Here is a 17670-nt window from a genome sequence, read left to right on the forward strand (position 1 = left end):
TTAATTATATAAAATGATTAAAAAAATACTCTTCTCAGCCATACTATTTGCAGTTATTTCTACAAGTTTTAATGCTCAAAATACTGCTTATTATGTAAACCAACAAACAGGTAATGATTCTAACAATGGATTAACATCTGGCACACCTTTTAAAACGCTTTCAAATATTCCTAAAACTGTAGCATTAAATGGAGGTGTTGCTTTTGAAATTATTTTAATAGGAGAATTTGTAAATAATGGGTATTATTCTAGTGGAACAACAAAACATACTTACACAAATATTGCAAATCCTTTTTTATGGAATTCTGAAAACACACTGTCTTTCAGTAATTTTAAAGGAGAATTAGGTAAATATATCACTATAAAACCCTTTAACAGCTCTACAATTTTAAAAGGAAATGGGAGCAATATTTTAAGAGTTCAAAACTCTGAGTATTTAATTTTTGATGGCTTAAAGATTGAAGGAGAAGTGCAATCTATCCCATTGTCTTTAGCCAATGATTTACAATTTTCATATTTAGATTTATCTGTAAATGAAGATGCAGATGCTACAAATGATATAGATCGCTACAACCCAACTTTGGCTCAAATTCGTGAAAGAGACACAGATGATTGTATTACACCTGGTTGCGATCCTTCTGTGGCTGGTTCATTACCTAAAATTAATGACAAACCTTTAGTAAGAGCTTCTTATGTAGATACTAGAGGCTTTTATTTAAGCAAAATAAACAATATTAAAATTTTAAATAATACCATAACTCAGATGCCTGGAGGTGGATTGAGAGTTTCAGAAGGAGAAGATATAGAAATAATTGGTAATGAAATTTCTTACTGCTCTTTGCGTTCTTATTCTGGTACACATGGTTTGGTAGTTACAAAAGCAACAAGTTCTAGAACATCAACCTCTGGGGTTTCAAATGATAAAGATTATAGGATTAAAATTTTAAGAAATAAAATCCATCACAATTATAACGAGCAATATTCTTGGGCACCAGATAAAGATAAAATTACACCTCATATAGATGAAGGAAAAGGAATTTCTCTGCAAAGAAACCAAACCACCTATAAATCAGATGGAACTACCATTAAAGTAAATTGGGAAAATGGTAGAATTTTGGTAGCCAATAACTTAGCTTATTTTAATGGTTTTAGTGGGGTACATTCTAATGATGGAGATAGAGTAGATTTTATTAATAATACATCTTACTTTAATTCATATACAAAATCGATTACAGAAGATACAGATGGAAATCCAAACACATTTCCTACATCTTCTAATGGAGGAAATATAGGTATAAGTATTAGTGATGGTTTAGATTGTAAAATTATCAACAACATCTCTGTAATAGATTCTAGATTAAGTAAATCTGCTGTTGCTGTAAAAAACGGTTCAACTGCAGCCAATGTAACTATTAGTAACAATTTAATTTATGGAACTACATTGCAAGGAGTTGTAGGTACAATTAATGAAAACGCAACAACTAATGGTTTGCAAACCAATTCTATAAAAGCAGATCCACAGTTTGTAGACCCTGTTAACTTTGATTTCCGTTTAAAAATTACATCACCAGCAATCAATTCTGCAGACAATTCCATTGCACCTTCATCAGACTATAATGAAGATGTAAGGTTTGGAACTGCAGATAGAGGAGCTTTAGAGTTTGATGCCAATGTAACTTTATGGACAGCAGGTTCTGGAAATAAAAATTGGGCAGATGCTGGCAATTGGTCAGCTGGAGTTCCTTTAAATAATACTTATGCTATAAATGTTCCAACAGGTTTAGCAAACTATCCAGAAATTACGACACAGAATATTGCTTTAAAAGATATCTATATAGAATCTGGAGCATCCTTAAATATAACACCAACAGGTTCTTTAACATTAGAAAGAGATTTAACTCAAGATGGAATTTTTAAAATAGCATCAGATGCAACCAACAATGGGTCTTTTATGATAAAAGGAATTCAAAAAGGAACTGCAAATGTTATTTATGATAGATATGTAACTGACAAATGGCATTTAATTGCAGCACCAGTTAATGGGCAAAACATTAATACTTTTACTGGTTTGCTTACCAAAAAAGTGGAAGCTGGGAAACCAGATAAATACCCAATTGCACCTTATGATAATAGTTTGGCAGATGATTTAAGGTATACATATTACACTGATGGTGCTCCAAACGATATTGCTACAGCAGGTATTTTTACTATCGGAAAAGGCTATTCTGTTAAAAAAACAACTTCTGGTATTTTTTCTTTTTCAGGAGCTTTAAAAACAAGTCCAACTGCAATTGTTTTACAAGATGGAGTTTCTGGTTCTGTAGGTAATAAATGGAATTTAATAGGAAATCCATCTACAGCATTTATCAATTTAAATGATAAAGCCCATGCAACAAATAACATTTTAACAGCAAATGCTAGTAAATTAGATCCTTTAAGAGTGGCTATTTATATATGGAATGCTGCAAACGAAGAATATGATATTATAAATCATTCTTCTGCTACAGCACAATATGCAGCACCTGGTCAGGCCTTTTTTGTACAATCTGCAAATGGAGGAGGTATTTTAAATATTACAGAAGAAATGCAAAGTAACCAAACTGGAAAAGCATTTTTTAAAGCTGCAAACTCTACTAAGAATCTTGAAATTAACTTAGCTATTACTGCAAATGATATTTCTAAAAAAACAATAATTAAATATTTAAAAAATACAACAACAGGCTTAGATTTAGGTTATGATGCAGGAACATTTTCTGCTGTATCAAGTAGTTTTGATGTATATACCCATTTAGTTTCTAATAGTAAAGGACACAATTTTGCATTGCAATGTTTACCAAATTCTGATTACGAGAATATGGTTGTTCCAGTAGGAATTACTGCAAATAAAAATACAGAAGTAACATTTACAACAGCTACTTTAAATTTGCCAAAAGACATTAAAGTGTTTTTAGAAGACAAAGAAACGGGTTCTTTTACAAGATTAGATGAAGCAAATTCTGAATATAAAGTTACATTTACAGAAAATGTAAACGGAATTGGACGATTCTTTTTACATACAGCTTCTAAAGCATTATCAAATAATACAGAATTACAAAATAATGTTAGCATCTATCATTTAGACAAACAAAATTTAAGAATTGTAGGAATTCAATCTGGAAACGCAACTCTAGAAATTTACAATTTGTTAGGAACAAAAGTTTTTAAATCAAATTTTAAAGCAAATGGTGTAAATAAGGTGAAACTTTCTAACTTAAATGTAGGGGTTTATTTAGTAAATATTCAAACAGAGCAAGGCAAAATTTCTAAAAAAATTTTAATAGAGTAATCTGTTTTTAGATAAAGTTAAACCATTTTTAGCATATTTATATTTTGTTAAAAATGGTTTTTTTTTTTGATTTTTATAAGAGTTATCTTATAAATAAAATAAATGATATGATTTTAGGAATAATTTTACTGTATTGGATTGGAAAGTATTTCTACAAACTAGCAGAAAAATATCGTAAGAATAAATGGGGCTTTGCTATATTAGGCATTGTTTCTTACTATGGAGGTATTTATATAACTGCATTTTTAATAGGAATAATTGCAGAAATTTTTTCACCTAATTTTTTTGAAGGATTTAACGAAACCGTTTTTGCACTAATTTTAATTCCTTTTGGGTTTTTAAGTTGTTACTTACTGTATTCTTATTTACAAAAAACTTGGAAAAAAAATGACACAAGATTTAATAATACAATTGATGAAATAGGAAGTAAAGAAACATAAAAAATAATGGTAGTTTTATTAATAGTGTTTTCTTTATTTGTAGTTAGGCTTTATTTCTTTTTAGCTAAAAAATATAATAAAAATCTTTTTTTATATCCTATTCTAGGAATTGCATCTTTCTTAGCTTGTTATTATTTATTTTTAACGCTTTCCATTATTCTATTTTCTTTACTAATAAATGAGTATTACTTTGATAATAAATTAGTGATGGGTTGTTTTGCGATTCCTTTTGCTATTTTTATTACTGGAATGTATTACAAATTTTTAAAAAATAAGTTTAAGACTGAGGCAAAAAAAAAGAGCATAGGAATATAGGAAATTCTAAAACAAAATTTTAGATTGAAATTTTTAGGATATATCTTTCTTTTTTACGTAGGCATTTATTATTACAGACTTGTAGAAAATCATCATAAAATAAGTGGATTTTTGACGTATTTGGTATTGTTGTTATCTTGTTGAAAGTTTAATATATCCTTTGTGGTTGAGATTTTTAATCATCAAGAAATTACAGATTTTAATCTTTATAAAGTTTATCTAAAATCTTTTACTGTAGGACTTTTAGGTGTTTTTTTAATTTTTCAATTATTGAATTTTATCTGGAACAAAAAAGAAAAAGTAGATAATAAAGAAATAGATAAAATAGGCGATTAGTATTTTTATTTTATAAAATGAAAAAAGATTTTTTTAAATTTAACATTGCTTAGTATATTTTGCTTTTATAAATAAATTACCTTGCAAAACATTGAATAATATTATAAAATGAACAAAAAAAACACCCTATTATTTTTATTTTTCATCTTTTCTAAATTTTTATTTTCTCAGACAATAGTAAATATTCCAGATACAAATTTTAAAAACTATTTATTAGATCATAAAGGTATCAATACTAATAACGATTCTGAAATTCAGATTTCAGAAGCAGAAGCTTTTACAGGAAAGATAGATGTAAAGGGTTCTGGAAAGCTCGAAAGTCAAAAAGTAAAAGACTTAACAGGTTTAGAGGCTTTTACAGCATTAACAGCATTAGATTGCTCTTTTAATGGTTTAAACACTATAGATGTGTCAAAAAATGTAGCTCTAATAGATTTGCATTGTGATAACAACGAATTAACTAATATTGATGTTACTAAAAATATTAAATTAGAAGAGTTAGAATGTTTTAATAATAAAATAGCAACTTTAGATGTTACTCAAAATATAGAATTAGTTAAACTTTGGTGCACAAAAAATCTATTAACCAATATAGACGTTACTCAAAATACTCGATTAAGACTTTTTGAAATTGCAGAAAATCAATTTACAAACTTAGATGTTACAAAGAATACACAATTAACAACGTTGGTAATAAGTAGAAACAATTTTACAGGTATTGATATTTCTAAGAATACTCAATTATTAACTTTTTATGCAAGAGCAAATGATTTGAAAAGTATCGATTTTTCTAAAAATTTTAAATTAGATGATATTGTGTTAATAGGCAATGATTTAACATCTTTAGATATGTCTAAACATGCTAATACAACCCGTTTATTGGCTTATGCAAATGCAAACTTAACCTGCGTAAAAGTTGCTGATGAAAATGTAACCCCACCTACTTGTAGTTCTACAAGAAGAAATGGTTGGTGTTTAGATGAGAATGTAGTTTATAGCGAAACTTGCTCAACAGCAAATGTAAACAATGAAGAGTTTTTAAAAGATATTACACTATTTCCAAATCCAGTAAATAAAATTTTACACATATCTACCCAATCTATTAAAAAGGTTAAGCATATAAAAATTTACAATATTTTAGGAGAAATGATTAAAGAAACTTCAGAGCAAATAATAGATGTATCTAAACTACCTAAAGGCGTCTATTGGTTAAAAATTGAAAGTAATTCAAATAAAATTGCACTTAAAAGAATTGTAAAACAATAAGCTAAGTTCCCTAAAATCTATTAGTTTTGCTTTATGAAAGCAGAAATAATAACCATTGGAGATGAGATTTTAATTGGACAAATTGTAGATACCAATTCGCAATTTATTGGTCAACAATTAAATAAAATTGGTGTTTCTGTTTATCAAATTACATCAATTCAAGATGATAAACAGCATATTTTAAACGCGCTAAAAGAAGCGCAAGAAAGAGTTGATATTGTTATTATTACTGGAGGTTTAGGTCCCACAAAAGATGATATCACTAAAAAAACAATCGCCCAATTTTTTAAGGATGATAAATTAGTAGAATATCCAGAAGTAATTGCACATATCAAAGGATTGTTTCAAAAAATAAACCATCCTTTTAGAGAAATTCAACGATATCAAGCACAATTACCATCCAAAGCAACCTTATTAACGAACAATTTTGGTACTGCACCAGGAATGTGGTTCTATGAAAATAAAACTGTATTTGTGTCACTTCCTGGAGTTCCTTATGAAATGAAAGGTTTAATTACCAATCAAGTTTTACCTAGAATTCAAAAACAATTCAAATTACCATTTATCATTCATAAAACAATTATGACGTATGGACAAGGAGAAAGTACCATTGCAGAAAGAATTGAAGATTTTGAAGACAATTTACCATCACATATAAAATTAGCGTATTTGCCTTCTTTTGGCAAAGTAAGATTGCGTTTATCAGCCAAAGGCAATGATAAAGAATTGTTAGAAAAAGATTTGCAAGAAAAGATTGATGCAATATATCAACTTATTCCAGAAATTATAACAGGTTTAGATGATGATGCTTCTTTAGAAAAAAGAGTAGGCCAATTATTAAAGAAAAACAACAAAACCATTTGTACAGCAGAAAGTTTAACAGGTGGTAAAATTGCAGCTACATTAGTTTCAATACCTGGTGCATCTGCTTATTATAAAGGTAGTTTTGTAACCTATTCTGCTGAAACAAAAATTAACTTATTAGGAGTATCAAAAAAAACAATCGAAAAACATTCGGTTGTAAGTGCTTCAGTAGCTTTAGAAATGGCAAAAAGAGCCAAAGAAAAATTGCAGACCAATTACGCAATTGCTGTTACAGGAAATGCAGGGCCAACCACAGACCATAATGATAAAAGTGTAGGTTTGGTGTATATAGCTTTAGTTGGTGATGATAAAGAGTTTGTAGAGGAGTTTAATTTTGGGCAACCTAGAGAAAAAGTAATCAATAGAACTGTAAATAAGGCATTAGAAATTTTACAAAAAGAATTGCTATAAAAAATTGTAAAATTGTTTTGTTCACTATTGTAATTATTTGTAGATTTGCACCTCGTTTAGAGATAACACTATAAATACTGTCGAAAAGATGTCTAGAGTTTGTGAATTAACAGGAAAAAAAGCAATGGTTGGGAACAACGTTTCTCACGCTTTAAATAGAACAAAGAGAAAGTTTGACGCTAATTTAATGACAAAGCGTTTTTACATTCCAGAAGAAGATAAGTGGATTACTTTAAAAGTATCTGCATCTGCTTTAAAAAATATTAACAAGAAAGGAATTTCTGCAGTTATAAAAGAAGCAAGAGCTAACGGATTTTTAACTAAATAATAGCTCAAGCTTATAAAATTATACAGAGATGGCAAAAAAAGGAAACAGAGTTCAAGTAATTTTAGAGTGTACAGAGCACAAAGCAACTGGTAAACCAGGTACATCTAGATATATTACAACTAAGAACAAGAAGAACACTCCAGATAGAATGGAAATTAAAAAATTCAATCCTATCTTAAAGAAAATGACTGTTCACAAAGAAATTAAATAATAAAAATAGTCTAGAACTCAGAACAGAGCATATAGATTTAAAACATTTAGACAATGGCAAAGAAATCAGTAGCATCGTTACAAACAGGATCAAAAAGATTAAGTAAAGCTATCAAAATGGTAAGATCTCCAAAAACTGGAGCTTATATGTTTGTAGAATCAATTATGGATCCTTCTAAAGTAGACGCTTTTATATCTAAAAAGTAATTACTTTTATAAAAAATTAAAAAAGCAGTAACTTAATTACTGCTTTTTTTTGGTCTTTACTTAAAATCAATCTTATAAAAATTTAAAGATTTTTTTTAAGAATTATTTTTTAAAGCCTCATCTATCTTCATCAACTCTTCTTTAGAGAAATCTGTATTTTCTATAGCTTTAACACTGTCTAAAATTTGTTCGGTCTTACTAGCACCTATTAAAACAGATGTTATTCTATCTTCTCTTAAAATCCAAGAAATAGCCATTTGTGCTAAATTCTGGTTTCTATCTTTAGCAATTTCATTCAATGCTTTAATTTTAGGAAGTGTTTCCATTACATTTTCTGTACTTAAAAATGGACTCTCTTTTACAGCTCTAGAGTCTTTGGGCAAACCTTTTATGTATTTATTTGTTAGCAATCCTTGTGCTAATGGAGAAAAACAAATAGCTCCAACACCAGAATTACCTAATAAATCTAATAAGCCTTCTTCTATCCATCTATCAAATAAACTATATCTTGGTTGATGAATTAAACATGGAGTTCCTAGGTCTTTTAGAATTTTAAAAGCCTTTTTTGCTTCTTTTGGTTGATAATTAGAAAGCCCCACATACAAAGCTTTTCCTTGTTTTACAATCAAATCTAAAGCACCCATAGTTTCCTCTAAAGGTGTGTTGTAATCTGGTCTATGATGATAAAAAATATCTACATAATCTAAATCCATTCTTTGTAGACTTTGGTCTAAACTAGAAACCAAATATTTTTTTGAGCCCCAATCTCCATAAGGTCCATCCCACATTTCATAACCTGCTTTTGTAGAAATAATTAATTCATCTCTATAATTTTTAAAATCTTTTTTTAAGATTTTACCAAAATTTCTTTCTGCAGAGCCTGGAGGAGGACCATAGTTATTGGCCAAATCAAAATGCGTTATTCCATTATCAAAAGCACATTTTAAAAGGTTTCTAGAGTTTTTAAAACTATCATTATCACCAAAGTTATGCCATAAACCTAAAGAAATTTCAGGTAATAATAAACCACTATTGCCTGTTCTTCTATACTTCATTTTTTTATAGCGATTTTCATCAGCTATGTACTTATTTTTTTTACTCATTTTTTATTGATTTTCTAAAACCCAATGTAGCTAATAAACCCACAATAGGGATGATTGTAAATGTTGTAAATAAATGTTGATATTCTACAATTGTCGGATTTTCGCCTAACATGTATCCATTAAAAAGCGACATAAAAATGTCTGGTGTAAACCCTACAACAGAAATAATACCTACTAAAGTTCCAGTAAATTGAATAGGAGTTTTTGTTTCTTCTATAATAGCAAAATACAAGCCTCTTAATGAATACGTGCCAAATGCCATAAATATAAAGGTTGTAAAAGATAATATTATAGGCTGATGATTAAAAAAACCAAAACCTAAAATTATAGAGGTTATGATTAAAACAGAAAAACTAGGAACAATTAATTTAGATGGAATAAATTTATCTGCAATCCAACCTATAGAAATAGCTGCTAAAGGTCTTAAATATTGAATAAATACTGCAAAATATGTAGCTTCTTCTAAAGAGTAATTCCACACATCTTTGGCATAAGTTCCATAAACTCCTGTAAGTTTATAAGAGCAATAAGCACAAAAAATAATTAAAGAATGGTACATTACTTTTTGTTGTTTCATTAAAGAAAAGGCTTTTTTTAAGTTGAATTGAAATTCTTTTCCATTTTCGAATTTTACATCTTCTTTTGGCAAAACTTTCCAAACTAAAAATGAAATAAAAAAGACAATAAAAGTAATAGTACCAATAATGTATTGTAGGGTTTCTACCTTGTTTTCAAACGTAATTTTTACTCCTTTTTCTGGAAAGAAAAAAGTTAAAATCCCTGCTCCAGACAAAGCTATTGTTGCTGCAAAAAAGCCTCTTCCACCATCTAAAAGCCCAAAAGATAAACCTTGGTTGTGCTCATTACCCCATTGTCTGGTTGCTTTTATTAAAGAAGCCCAAAACAATAAAATTGTAGAAATTCCCCAAAAAGCATATAAGATTTTTAATGTAAAAATAGATGGAATAAACGTCATCCAAAAACCACCAATAGCTGTTAAAGCTAACGATATTGATAGTAATTTCCTTGCTTCCCACTTATCTGCAATAAAACCACCAAAGAAGTAAGAGAGTACAGCAGTAATTCCATATAAAGCTTGAGCCTCTCCAATCTGCGCATCAGAAATAACAAAAGCTTCTCTAATAACAGGTTTAAAAACACGCATTAAAATAAAAGGCAATAAAAAAATGGCTTCCCCAGCAATAATAAGGGCAAACATAGAGGTAATCTTATTTTGATGTTTCAAAGTTTTTTGGTTTGAACTTTAAATGTACGAAAAATGAATACTGTAAGCTACAAAAGAGCTTCTTTTAATAGCGTAATTGGGTGCTTGGCAATACGTTTTGTACCATCGTAAATTTGATGACGACAACTTGTCCCAGCTGCTGCAATTTCTGTATCAGGACTACAATTTCTTACTTTTGGAAATAAAGTATCTTCACCTACTTGCATAGAAATAGCATAATGTTCTTTTTCATAACCAAAAGAACCAGCCATACCACAACAACCTGTATTTAAAATAGTTACAGTATAGTTTTTAGGAAGATTTAAAATCTGAAAACTAGCATTTGTACTTGATAATGCTTTTTGATGACAATGCCCATGAATTTTTAATGTCTTTTTTTCTGATGTAAATAAAGTCTTATCAACATTTCCTTTTTCAATTTCATTGGCTAAAAACTCCTCAAAAGTAAAGGTGTTTTTTGCAATTTTTTCTGCGGATATTTTATCGTCTGCCAAACGAATATATTCATCTCTAAAGGTTAAAATTGCTGACGGTTCAATACCAACTAAAGGCGTATCTTTAGAAATCAAATTTTTAAAAGCTTCAATATTTTTATTACAAACTGCTTTGGCTTCTTTTAAAAACCCTTTAGAAATATAGCTTCTTCCAGATTCTTCGTGCTCGATAAAATTGATTTTATAACCTAATTTTTCCAATAAGAAAACAGCGTCTTTACCAATTTCTACATCATAAAAATTGGTGAATTCATCATTGAAAAGAAAAACAGTTTTTTGAGGTTGAGATTTCTCGACTTTAGCCTGTCTTGAGCTTGACGAAAGGCTCGAAATGACATTCTGATTCGAAATGACATTGGATTTGTCATTTCGACTTTGTGGAGAAATCTTATTATTAACATTGTGCTTTTTATACCATGATTTCAGAGTTTTTGAAGCTAATTTAGGAACACTTCTTTCAACTGCAACTCCCATCGCTTTTTTTGCAAAAGAAGTATTTAAAATAGTATTTGAAATAGCAGGAGTAAGGCTGCCTAATTTGTTTAATTTTGCATTATTAGCAAATAATTTGCTTCTAAAAGAATACCCATTGCTTTCTTGATATTGATATAAAAATTCTGCTTTTAAAGTTGCAATATCTACGTTACTTGGACATTCTGAAGCACATGCTTTACAGCTTAAACATAGGTCAAAAACTTCTTTTAACTCTTTATGATTAAACTTGTTTGCTTTGTTTGAATTGGTTAAAAATTCACGAAGTGTATTTGCTCTAGCTCTTGTAGTGTCTTTTTCGTTTTTTGTAGCTCTGTAACTTGGGCACATGGTTCCTCCAGCTTCTAAAGGTTTCCTACAATCTCCAGAACCATTGCATTTTTCTGCGAGTTTTAAGATTCCTTCACTATCAGAAAAATCTTGAATGGTTTTTATTTGGGGTTCAATTCTATCCACTTCATAACGCAAATTTTTATCCATGGCAAAAGCATCCGTAATTTTTCCTTGATTAAAAACATTGTTTGGGTCAAAAGCTTTTTTAATACGTCTTAATAATTGGTAGTTTTCTTCGCCAATCATTAAAGGGATAAACTCTGCACGTACAATTCCATCTCCATGTTCTCCAGAAAAAGAACCTTTGTATTTTTTTACTAATTGGGCAGTTTCTGTGGTTATTTTTCGGAATAAAACAACATCTGCTTTTTTCTTTAAATTTAAAATCGGACGTAAATGCAATTCTCCAGCTCCTGCATGTGCATAATAAATAGCATCTTGCTGATATTTGTCCATTATTTTAGTAAATTCTTCAATATAATCTGGTAAATCTTCTAAAGCCACAGCAGTATCTTCTATACAAGCTACAGCTTTCATATCGCCAACCATATTTCCTAAAGCGCCTAAACCAGCCTTACGTAAATAATGCACTTTTGCAATATCTTTTCCATACACTTTTGGGTGATGATACCCAAACTTGTTTTTCTGTAAATCTTCGATTAATTTATCAGCTAATAATTCTGCTTCTGGCAATGTATTTGCAGCAACTTCTAACATTAAAACAGCTTCTGGATCTCCTTGTAAAAAGAATCGGTTTTTTGCCAATTCTCTATTGTTTTTGGTACAATCTAAAATGGCTTTATCCATTAATTCACAATTGTACAAATTGTGATTCATAGCTGTTAATGTTGCTTTTAAACTTTTATTTATACTCGTAAAATGAGAACAAACCATGATACTTTCAGTAGGAGGTAAGTCGTCTAATTGTAGTGTAATGGCTTTAGAAAAAGCCAATGTTCCTTCACTACCAGAAAGGAATTTAGCAACATTTATGGTTGGTTCTGTACCACCAAATAAATCTGATTTTAAAAATTCATCAACTGCATACCCAGTATTTCTTCTATGGATTTCTGGTTTTGGAAACTCCTTTTTTATTTCATCCTGTGCAGAATCATAAATTAATTCTGAATATATGCTTTTATAAATTTGCCCCTCTAAAGTTTCTTCTTTTGTTTTTTCTAAAAACTCTTGTGATGTAATTTCTTTAAATATTGCTGAAGAACCATCACTTAAAATAGCATCAATTTGTAAGACTTTATCTCTAGTTACGCCATACTTTATAGAAGTACTTCCAGAAGAATTGTTACCAACCATTCCTCCAATCATACATCTATTAGAGGTTGAGGTGTTTGGTCCAAAAAATAAGCCAAAAGGTTTTAAGTATAAGTTTAAAGAGTCTCTAACAATACCTGGTTGTAGGGTAATTGTTTTTGCTTTCTCATCCAAAGAAATAATATTGGTAAAGTGTTTAGAAACATCTACTACAATTCCATCTCCCACACATTGTCCAGCCAAAGAAGTTCCTGCTGTTCTTGGTATTAATGTAATGTTATTTTTAGTTGCAAAACTAATTAAGATTTTGATGTCTTTTTCATCCTTTGGAAATGCAACTGCCAATGGAATTTTTCTATAAACAGAAGCATCTGTAGCATATAAAGTTTTATGTAAATTATCAAATAAAACATCACCAGAAAGTGAATTATGTAAATTTTCTAAAGTAGCAGTATTTATCATCAAAAAATGTAAAAAGTATCTTACTTACAAATATCTGAATAATAATTTCAATATATTAAGTTGAGGAAAAGGGATTGCGAATTTTTATGGATTTAGTAATTTATAAAGGCTGTAATTAAGAATTTAAAAATTAAAGAGCAGTATACAAGATTGGTGGAAGTAATGTGTAGATTTCTAGATTAGCTTATTTTTTTCTCAAAGGCTATAAAATGAGTAGTACTTTTATTATATAAGGGTATTATTTTAACCTCACATTTGTATGTTGTTTTGTCTTTTTTATAATTAATAATGGTTTCTTTAAAAGGTTTGTTTAGTAAAATTTTTTCTCTAATGCTATTTTTGTTTTTTAAAGATGTTTCTTTGCCTTGTAAGAAATTAGGTTTTTTATGTATTGCGTATTTTTTTGAATATCCTGTCATAGTTGTAAAACCATCATTAACCCAAATTATTTTTTGATTGATATCTGTAATTACTATTGCATCATAATCATTTTTTGCGATGGCTAAATTTAAATCATTTTTCCAACTAAATTTTTCAGCAAATGAAAGTATTTCTTGCCTTTCTTTTAGTTTTTTTGATATTTTCATTCTTTTGGGATAACCTTCCATAAAAATATCCCAACTTATCAATGGCATAGATTTAGATTGCGAATGTCTAATTTTATTTTTTATTTTTTCATACTCTTCTTTTGAAAAATTGGATAAGTACAAATCTAAGCCCATCATAACTACAAAGTTTTAAAAATAATTTTTCTTTTAAAGAGGTACAAAGTTAGTTTTTTTAGCTGTAGAAAAAAACTAAACTACATTACAATATCATTTTTCCAAGTATAAGGTTCAGGGATGTCTGTGTCGTCTATCAATTGTCTAATATCTATTTCTATGCCTCTACTTAAATCCGTAATTGGTACATCATTTGGGCCACCCTCAAAAGGGTTTTCTGTATTTTCTCCTATAATTTCCATTGTATGAAATACCCAAGATAATAAAGCACTAAAAGGAATTGAAAACCACACAAAATGGTGGGCAATAAATTCTTGAATTAAATGTCCCCAATTGGTTTTAGATTGGTGTGTAGCTAAATCTTCTACAATGTGTTGCCCAATACTTTCAAAACCTTCCATAATCCCAAAAGGCAAAAGAATAATAAAAACCCAAACAAACATATAATTTAAGGTGGCATACTGTCTTGGATAAGGAAAGTTTTTAATGCGCTCAGATTTTCCTTGTAAAGTGTACAGTTCTTTTAAAACATTCATCATTTCCATGTGTCTAAAATCTTCTATTAAGCCAGTATTCATCAGCTCTTTTAAACGTTTAGACTGAATTCCTAATAGTTGAGAAGGTTTATTTCCTTTTTTAAAAACTTCTGCATATTCTTCTGCTGTTATGTAAGGTTTTATGGCTTCTTCAATAGCAACTGTATCTTCGCAAACTAAATAATGGTTCTTTTTAAACTCTTTATTCGATTTTTTATCTTTAACATGTGACTCCCAAGGTTTATCTGCTCTTAATTGATAACGCAAAGCTGTTAACCAAGCAATATGTCTGTGTACCAGTTCTTTTTTAATTTCCTGTAAGTTGGTATTTGCTAATGTTTTTTTAGAGTGTTGAACATCAATAAAATCTTTTACCATTATTGTCCAAGTTCTTGATGTATTTACAATTCCACCCCAAATTTTTCTAGCTTCCCATAATCTATCATAAGAAGCATTGTTTTTAAAACTGATTAAAAAGGAAATGGCTGTACCTAAAACTCCTAAAGGCAACCAAGGCACATGCAACCATTTTAAACCTAGAATATCAAATAGAATAACAGGAATTGCGCCTATCAATAAAAAAAGAAAAAGATCTCTTCTTGTCCATTTTAAAACTGTTTTTACAGGAAATATTCTTTTGATATACATAAAATCTTAAATCAATGTTAAAGAATCAAATATAACCTTTTTGAATTCATATATTTGTTAGATAACCAAATTTTAGCCACTGATGAAAAAAGTATTACTACTGTTCTTGTTGTCTTCATTTACAATGTTTAGTCAACAAGTAGATTTATCTTATTATTTGCCAAAAGCGAATTATAATTCTGCGATTCCAACTCCCAAAAGTGTAATTGGTCATGAAGTAGGAGAGTGGCATATTACCCATGATAAATTGGCTGAATATATGAAAGTTTTGGCAGCTTCTTCAGATAGAATTTCTATTGAAAATAGAGGTACTACTTTTGAAGGAAGACCTTTGTTGTTACTAACGATTACATCACCTAAAAATCATCAGAATTTAGAAAATATTCGTAAAACTCATATTAATGCCACTAATAACTCTGTAGATGTATCTAACAATCCAATAGTGGTGTATCAAGGATTTTCTATTCACGGAAACGAACCTAGTGGCTCTAATGCTGCACTAGCTGTTGCGTATTATTTAGCAGCTTCAGAATCTGCAGAAGTAAAAGATTTGTTAGATAATACAGTTATTTTATTCGACCCTTCTTTTAACCCAGATGGATTGCAACGTTTTGCATATTGGGCAAATACCAACAGAAGTAAAAATATCAACCCAGATCCTAATGATAGAGAATACACAGAGATTTGGCCAAGAGGAAGAACCAACCATTATCAGTTTGATATGAACAGAGATTGGTTGCCTGTACAATTGCCAGAAAGTAGAGCAAGAATTGCAAGTTTTCATAAATGGTTGCCAAATATTTTAACGGATCATCATGAAATGGGAAGCAATTCGAGTTTCTTTTTTCAACCAGGAATTCCAAGTAGAACAAATCCTTTAACACCACAAATGAATCAAGATTTAACAAAAGAAATTGCAACTTATCATGCAAAAGCTTTAGATAAAATAGGTTCTTTATATTACTCTGAAGAAAGCTTTGATGACTTTTATTATGGTAAAGGCTCAACTTTTCCAGATATTAATGGAAGTATAGGAATTTTATTTGAACAAGGAAGTTCTAGAGGTCATGCACAAGAAACAACTAATGGGATTTTAACATTTCCGTTTACGATTAGAAACCAATTTACAGCAGCACTATCTACTTTAGAAGCAGCCAGAAAAATGCGCGTAAAAATTTTAAAATACCAACAAGATTTTTATAAAGAAAGTAGAAATACTGGTAGTAAAAAAGCAATTGTTTTTGGTGATGAAAAGGATGCTGCTAAAAGTTTTCATTTGGCAGAAGTCATTAAACGCCATCAAGTAAAAATTCACGAAGTGAAAGCAGATTTTACAGAAAACGGAAAAACATTTAAGAAAGGATATAGTTATATTGTTCCTATGAACCAGAAAAATCAACGTTTGGTAAAAGCGATGTTCGATGTTCGTAAGACATTTAAAGATAGTCTATTTTATGATGTTTCTGCTTGGACATTTAACCACGCATTTGGTGTTGATTTTGCAGAAAATATATCGCTTTCTAAAGCAGGAAATGAAATCACAGATTTAAAAATGAAATCTGGTAGTGTTTCATTTAGAAGTGATTATGGATATTTAATGCCTTGGAATGAATATTATACTCCAAAAGTTTTAAATGCTATTTTGCAAAAAGGAATTCGTGCGAAAGTATCTATGAAAAACTTTAAAAATGGAGGAAATTCTTACGAATATGGGACTATTTTTATTCCTGTACAAAACCAGAAATTAAATGCAACAGCATTGTATCAATTTTTAGAAAAATTAGCCAAAGAAAGCCACGTTTCAATTACAGGAGTTTCTACAGGTTTAAATGATGGAATTGATTTAGGGTCTAATAATTTTAGTGCTATTACCAAACCAAAAGTTGCGATGTTGGTTGGAGATGGAATTGCAGGAAACGATTCTGGAGAAATTTGGCATTTGTTCGATCAACGATTTGATATGCGTCTAACAAGAATAGATACACGTTATTTTAGACGTGTAAATATTAGCAAATACACACACATTATTATTCCAAGCAGTGGTTTAGAAAAAAGTGCTGTAGAAAAAATAAAAACTTGGGTTAGAAATGGTGGAGTTGTAGTTGGTTATAAAAATACAGCAAGATGGTTGGCAAGTAACAAAATGATTAGTTTAAACTTTGATAGTGCAAAAATTGACACGATTAAAGGAGTTTCTTTTGAAGATAGATCTTTACAATCTGGAGCTCAGTATATTGGAGGGGCTATTTTCGAAGCAAATATAGATCGTTCTCACCCAATTAACTTTGGTTATAAGAATAATAAAATAGCTTTGTTTAGAAATTCAACATTATTTATAAAAGCAGATAAACGCAGTTATAATAATCCTATTCAGTACACTTCCAACCCGTTATTAAGTGGTTATATTTCTAAAGAAAATGCCAAAGTAATTAAAAATACTGTTCCATTTAAAGTGCAACGTTTTGGTAGAGGTAGAGTTATTGTTTTTACAGATAACACCAATTTTAGGGCTTTTTGGTATGGTACCAATAAGTTGTTAATGAATGCTGTTTTTTTTGGTGATAAAATGTAGGTTTTTTAAATTTTAGTTTCAGAGTTTCAGAGTTTTCTCTTTTTCTCGCAAAATTTTAAGGTTGCAAAGTAAAACCTAATTTGTTATC

The 17670-nt window shown here is 29.5% G+C and carries 15 protein-coding genes; 10 read left to right on the forward strand and 5 right to left on the reverse strand.

Translation table 11 applies throughout. The features are described 5' to 3' along the window. Window positions 1-13 precede the first annotated feature (13 nt). The 9 genes from ACY2RW_RS03750 (at window position 14) to ACY2RW_RS03790 (ending at window position 7702) form a co-directional block, all read left to right on the forward strand. Window positions 14-3325, forward strand: a complete 3312-nt coding sequence (locus ACY2RW_RS03750) for a T9SS type A sorting domain-containing protein (RefSeq protein ID WP_490121362.1) — start codon at window positions 14-16, stop codon at window positions 3323-3325. 107 nt (window positions 3326-3432) lie between these two features. Continuing rightward, on the forward strand, window positions 3433-3765 hold the full coding sequence (locus ACY2RW_RS03755) for a hypothetical protein (protein WP_490121363.1): 333 nt from the start codon (window positions 3433-3435) through the stop codon (window positions 3763-3765). Window positions 3766-3771: 6 nt separating this feature from the next. Then, window positions 3772-4080: a hypothetical protein gene (locus ACY2RW_RS03760; RefSeq protein ID WP_490121364.1), complete on the forward strand. Its 309-nt coding sequence runs from the start codon at window positions 3772-3774 to the stop codon at window positions 4078-4080. A 162-nt stretch (window positions 4081-4242) separates the two neighbouring features. After that, window positions 4243-4416 (forward strand): hypothetical protein, encoded by a 174-nt coding sequence (locus tag ACY2RW_RS03765; protein WP_490121365.1) that lies wholly within the window; start codon window positions 4243-4245, stop codon window positions 4414-4416. A gap of 108 nt (window positions 4417-4524) precedes the next feature. Continuing rightward, the gene (locus tag ACY2RW_RS03770) at window positions 4525-5682 is read left to right on the forward strand and encodes a T9SS type A sorting domain-containing protein (RefSeq protein ID WP_490121366.1); all 1158 of its coding nucleotides are present in this window, start codon (window positions 4525-4527) and stop codon (window positions 5680-5682) included. 33 nt (window positions 5683-5715) lie between these two features. After that, a complete protein-coding gene (locus ACY2RW_RS03775; RefSeq protein WP_490121367.1) occupies window positions 5716-6957 on the forward strand; it encodes a competence/damage-inducible protein A in 1242 nt (413 codons plus the stop codon). A gap of 88 nt (window positions 6958-7045) precedes the next feature. Then, complete coding sequence (gene rpmB, locus ACY2RW_RS03780) at window positions 7046-7285, forward strand: 50S ribosomal protein L28 (RefSeq protein ID WP_077809621.1); 240 nt, start codon at window positions 7046-7048, stop codon at window positions 7283-7285. Window positions 7286-7313: 28 nt separating this feature from the next. Continuing rightward, the gene (gene rpmG, locus ACY2RW_RS03785; protein WP_068364892.1) at window positions 7314-7496 is read left to right on the forward strand and encodes a 50S ribosomal protein L33; all 183 of its coding nucleotides are present in this window, start codon (window positions 7314-7316) and stop codon (window positions 7494-7496) included. Between the two features lie 53 nt (window positions 7497-7549). Further along, window positions 7550-7702 carry a DUF4295 domain-containing protein gene (locus ACY2RW_RS03790; protein WP_490121368.1) on the forward strand — a complete coding sequence of 51 codons (153 nt, stop codon included), beginning with the start codon at window positions 7550-7552 and terminating at the stop codon, window positions 7700-7702. A 95-nt stretch (window positions 7703-7797) separates the two neighbouring features. Here the strand turns inward: ACY2RW_RS03790 and mgrA are convergent, their stop codons facing one another. The 5 genes from mgrA to ACY2RW_RS03815 form a co-directional block, all read right to left on the reverse strand. After that, the gene (gene mgrA, locus ACY2RW_RS03795) at window positions 7798-8805 is read right to left on the reverse strand and encodes an L-glyceraldehyde 3-phosphate reductase (protein ID WP_490121369.1); all 1008 of its coding nucleotides are present in this window, start codon (window positions 8803-8805) and stop codon (window positions 7798-7800) included. Then, a complete protein-coding gene (locus ACY2RW_RS03800) occupies window positions 8798-10051 on the reverse strand; it encodes an MFS transporter (protein ID WP_490121370.1) in 1254 nt (417 codons plus the stop codon). Before ACY2RW_RS03800 ends, mgrA begins: the two co-directional genes overlap by 8 nt. 47 nt (window positions 10052-10098) lie before the next feature. Further along, a complete protein-coding gene (locus ACY2RW_RS03805) occupies window positions 10099-13104 on the reverse strand; it encodes an FAD-binding and (Fe-S)-binding domain-containing protein (RefSeq protein WP_490121371.1) in 3006 nt (1001 codons plus the stop codon). 179 nt (window positions 13105-13283) lie between these two features. Beyond that, window positions 13284-13829, reverse strand: a complete 546-nt coding sequence (locus ACY2RW_RS03810; RefSeq protein ID WP_490121372.1) for a PAS domain-containing protein — start codon at window positions 13827-13829, stop codon at window positions 13284-13286. A 77-nt stretch (window positions 13830-13906) separates the two neighbouring features. Then, entirely contained in the window at window positions 13907-15010 is a 1104-nt protein-coding gene (locus ACY2RW_RS03815; RefSeq protein WP_490121373.1) for a bestrophin family protein, read from the reverse strand. An 82-nt stretch (window positions 15011-15092) separates the two neighbouring features. On the opposite strand from ACY2RW_RS03815, the gene ACY2RW_RS03820 reads away from it, so the two are divergent. Further along, window positions 15093-17582, forward strand: a complete 2490-nt coding sequence (locus ACY2RW_RS03820; RefSeq protein ID WP_490121374.1) for a M14 family zinc carboxypeptidase — start codon at window positions 15093-15095, stop codon at window positions 17580-17582. Window positions 17583-17670: the final 88 nt, after the last annotated feature.

This window comes from Polaribacter sp. 2305UL8-11 (genome assembly GCF_058147165.1).

Coding starts and splice junctions, on each gene's coding strand:
- ACY2RW_RS03750 (WP_490121362.1), top strand. CDS start 14: ATGATTAAAAAAATACTCTTCTCAGCCATACTATTTGCAGTTATTTCT.
- ACY2RW_RS03755 (WP_490121363.1), top strand. CDS start 3,433: ATGATTTTAGGAATAATTTTACTGTATTGGATTGGAAAGTATTTCTAC.
- ACY2RW_RS03760 (WP_490121364.1), top strand. CDS start 3,772: ATGGTAGTTTTATTAATAGTGTTTTCTTTATTTGTAGTTAGGCTTTAT.
- ACY2RW_RS03770 (WP_490121366.1), top strand. CDS start 4,525: ATGAACAAAAAAAACACCCTATTATTTTTATTTTTCATCTTTTCTAAA.
- ACY2RW_RS03775 (WP_490121367.1), top strand. CDS start 5,716: ATGAAAGCAGAAATAATAACCATTGGAGATGAGATTTTAATTGGACAA.
- rpmB (WP_077809621.1), top strand. CDS start 7,046: ATGTCTAGAGTTTGTGAATTAACAGGAAAAAAAGCAATGGTTGGGAAC.
- rpmG (WP_068364892.1), top strand. CDS start 7,314: ATGGCAAAAAAAGGAAACAGAGTTCAAGTAATTTTAGAGTGTACAGAG.
- ACY2RW_RS03790 (WP_490121368.1), top strand. CDS start 7,550: ATGGCAAAGAAATCAGTAGCATCGTTACAAACAGGATCAAAAAGATTA.
- mgrA (WP_490121369.1), bottom strand. CDS start 8,805: ATGAGTAAAAAAAATAAGTACATAGCTGATGAAAATCGCTATAAAAAA.
- ACY2RW_RS03805 (WP_490121371.1), bottom strand. CDS start 13,104: ATGATAAATACTGCTACTTTAGAAAATTTACATAATTCACTTTCTGGT.
- ACY2RW_RS03810 (WP_490121372.1), bottom strand. CDS start 13,829: ATGATGGGCTTAGATTTGTACTTATCCAATTTTTCAAAAGAAGAGTAT.
- ACY2RW_RS03815 (WP_490121373.1), bottom strand. CDS start 15,010: ATGTATATCAAAAGAATATTTCCTGTAAAAACAGTTTTAAAATGGACA.
- ACY2RW_RS03820 (WP_490121374.1), top strand. CDS start 15,093: ATGAAAAAAGTATTACTACTGTTCTTGTTGTCTTCATTTACAATGTTT.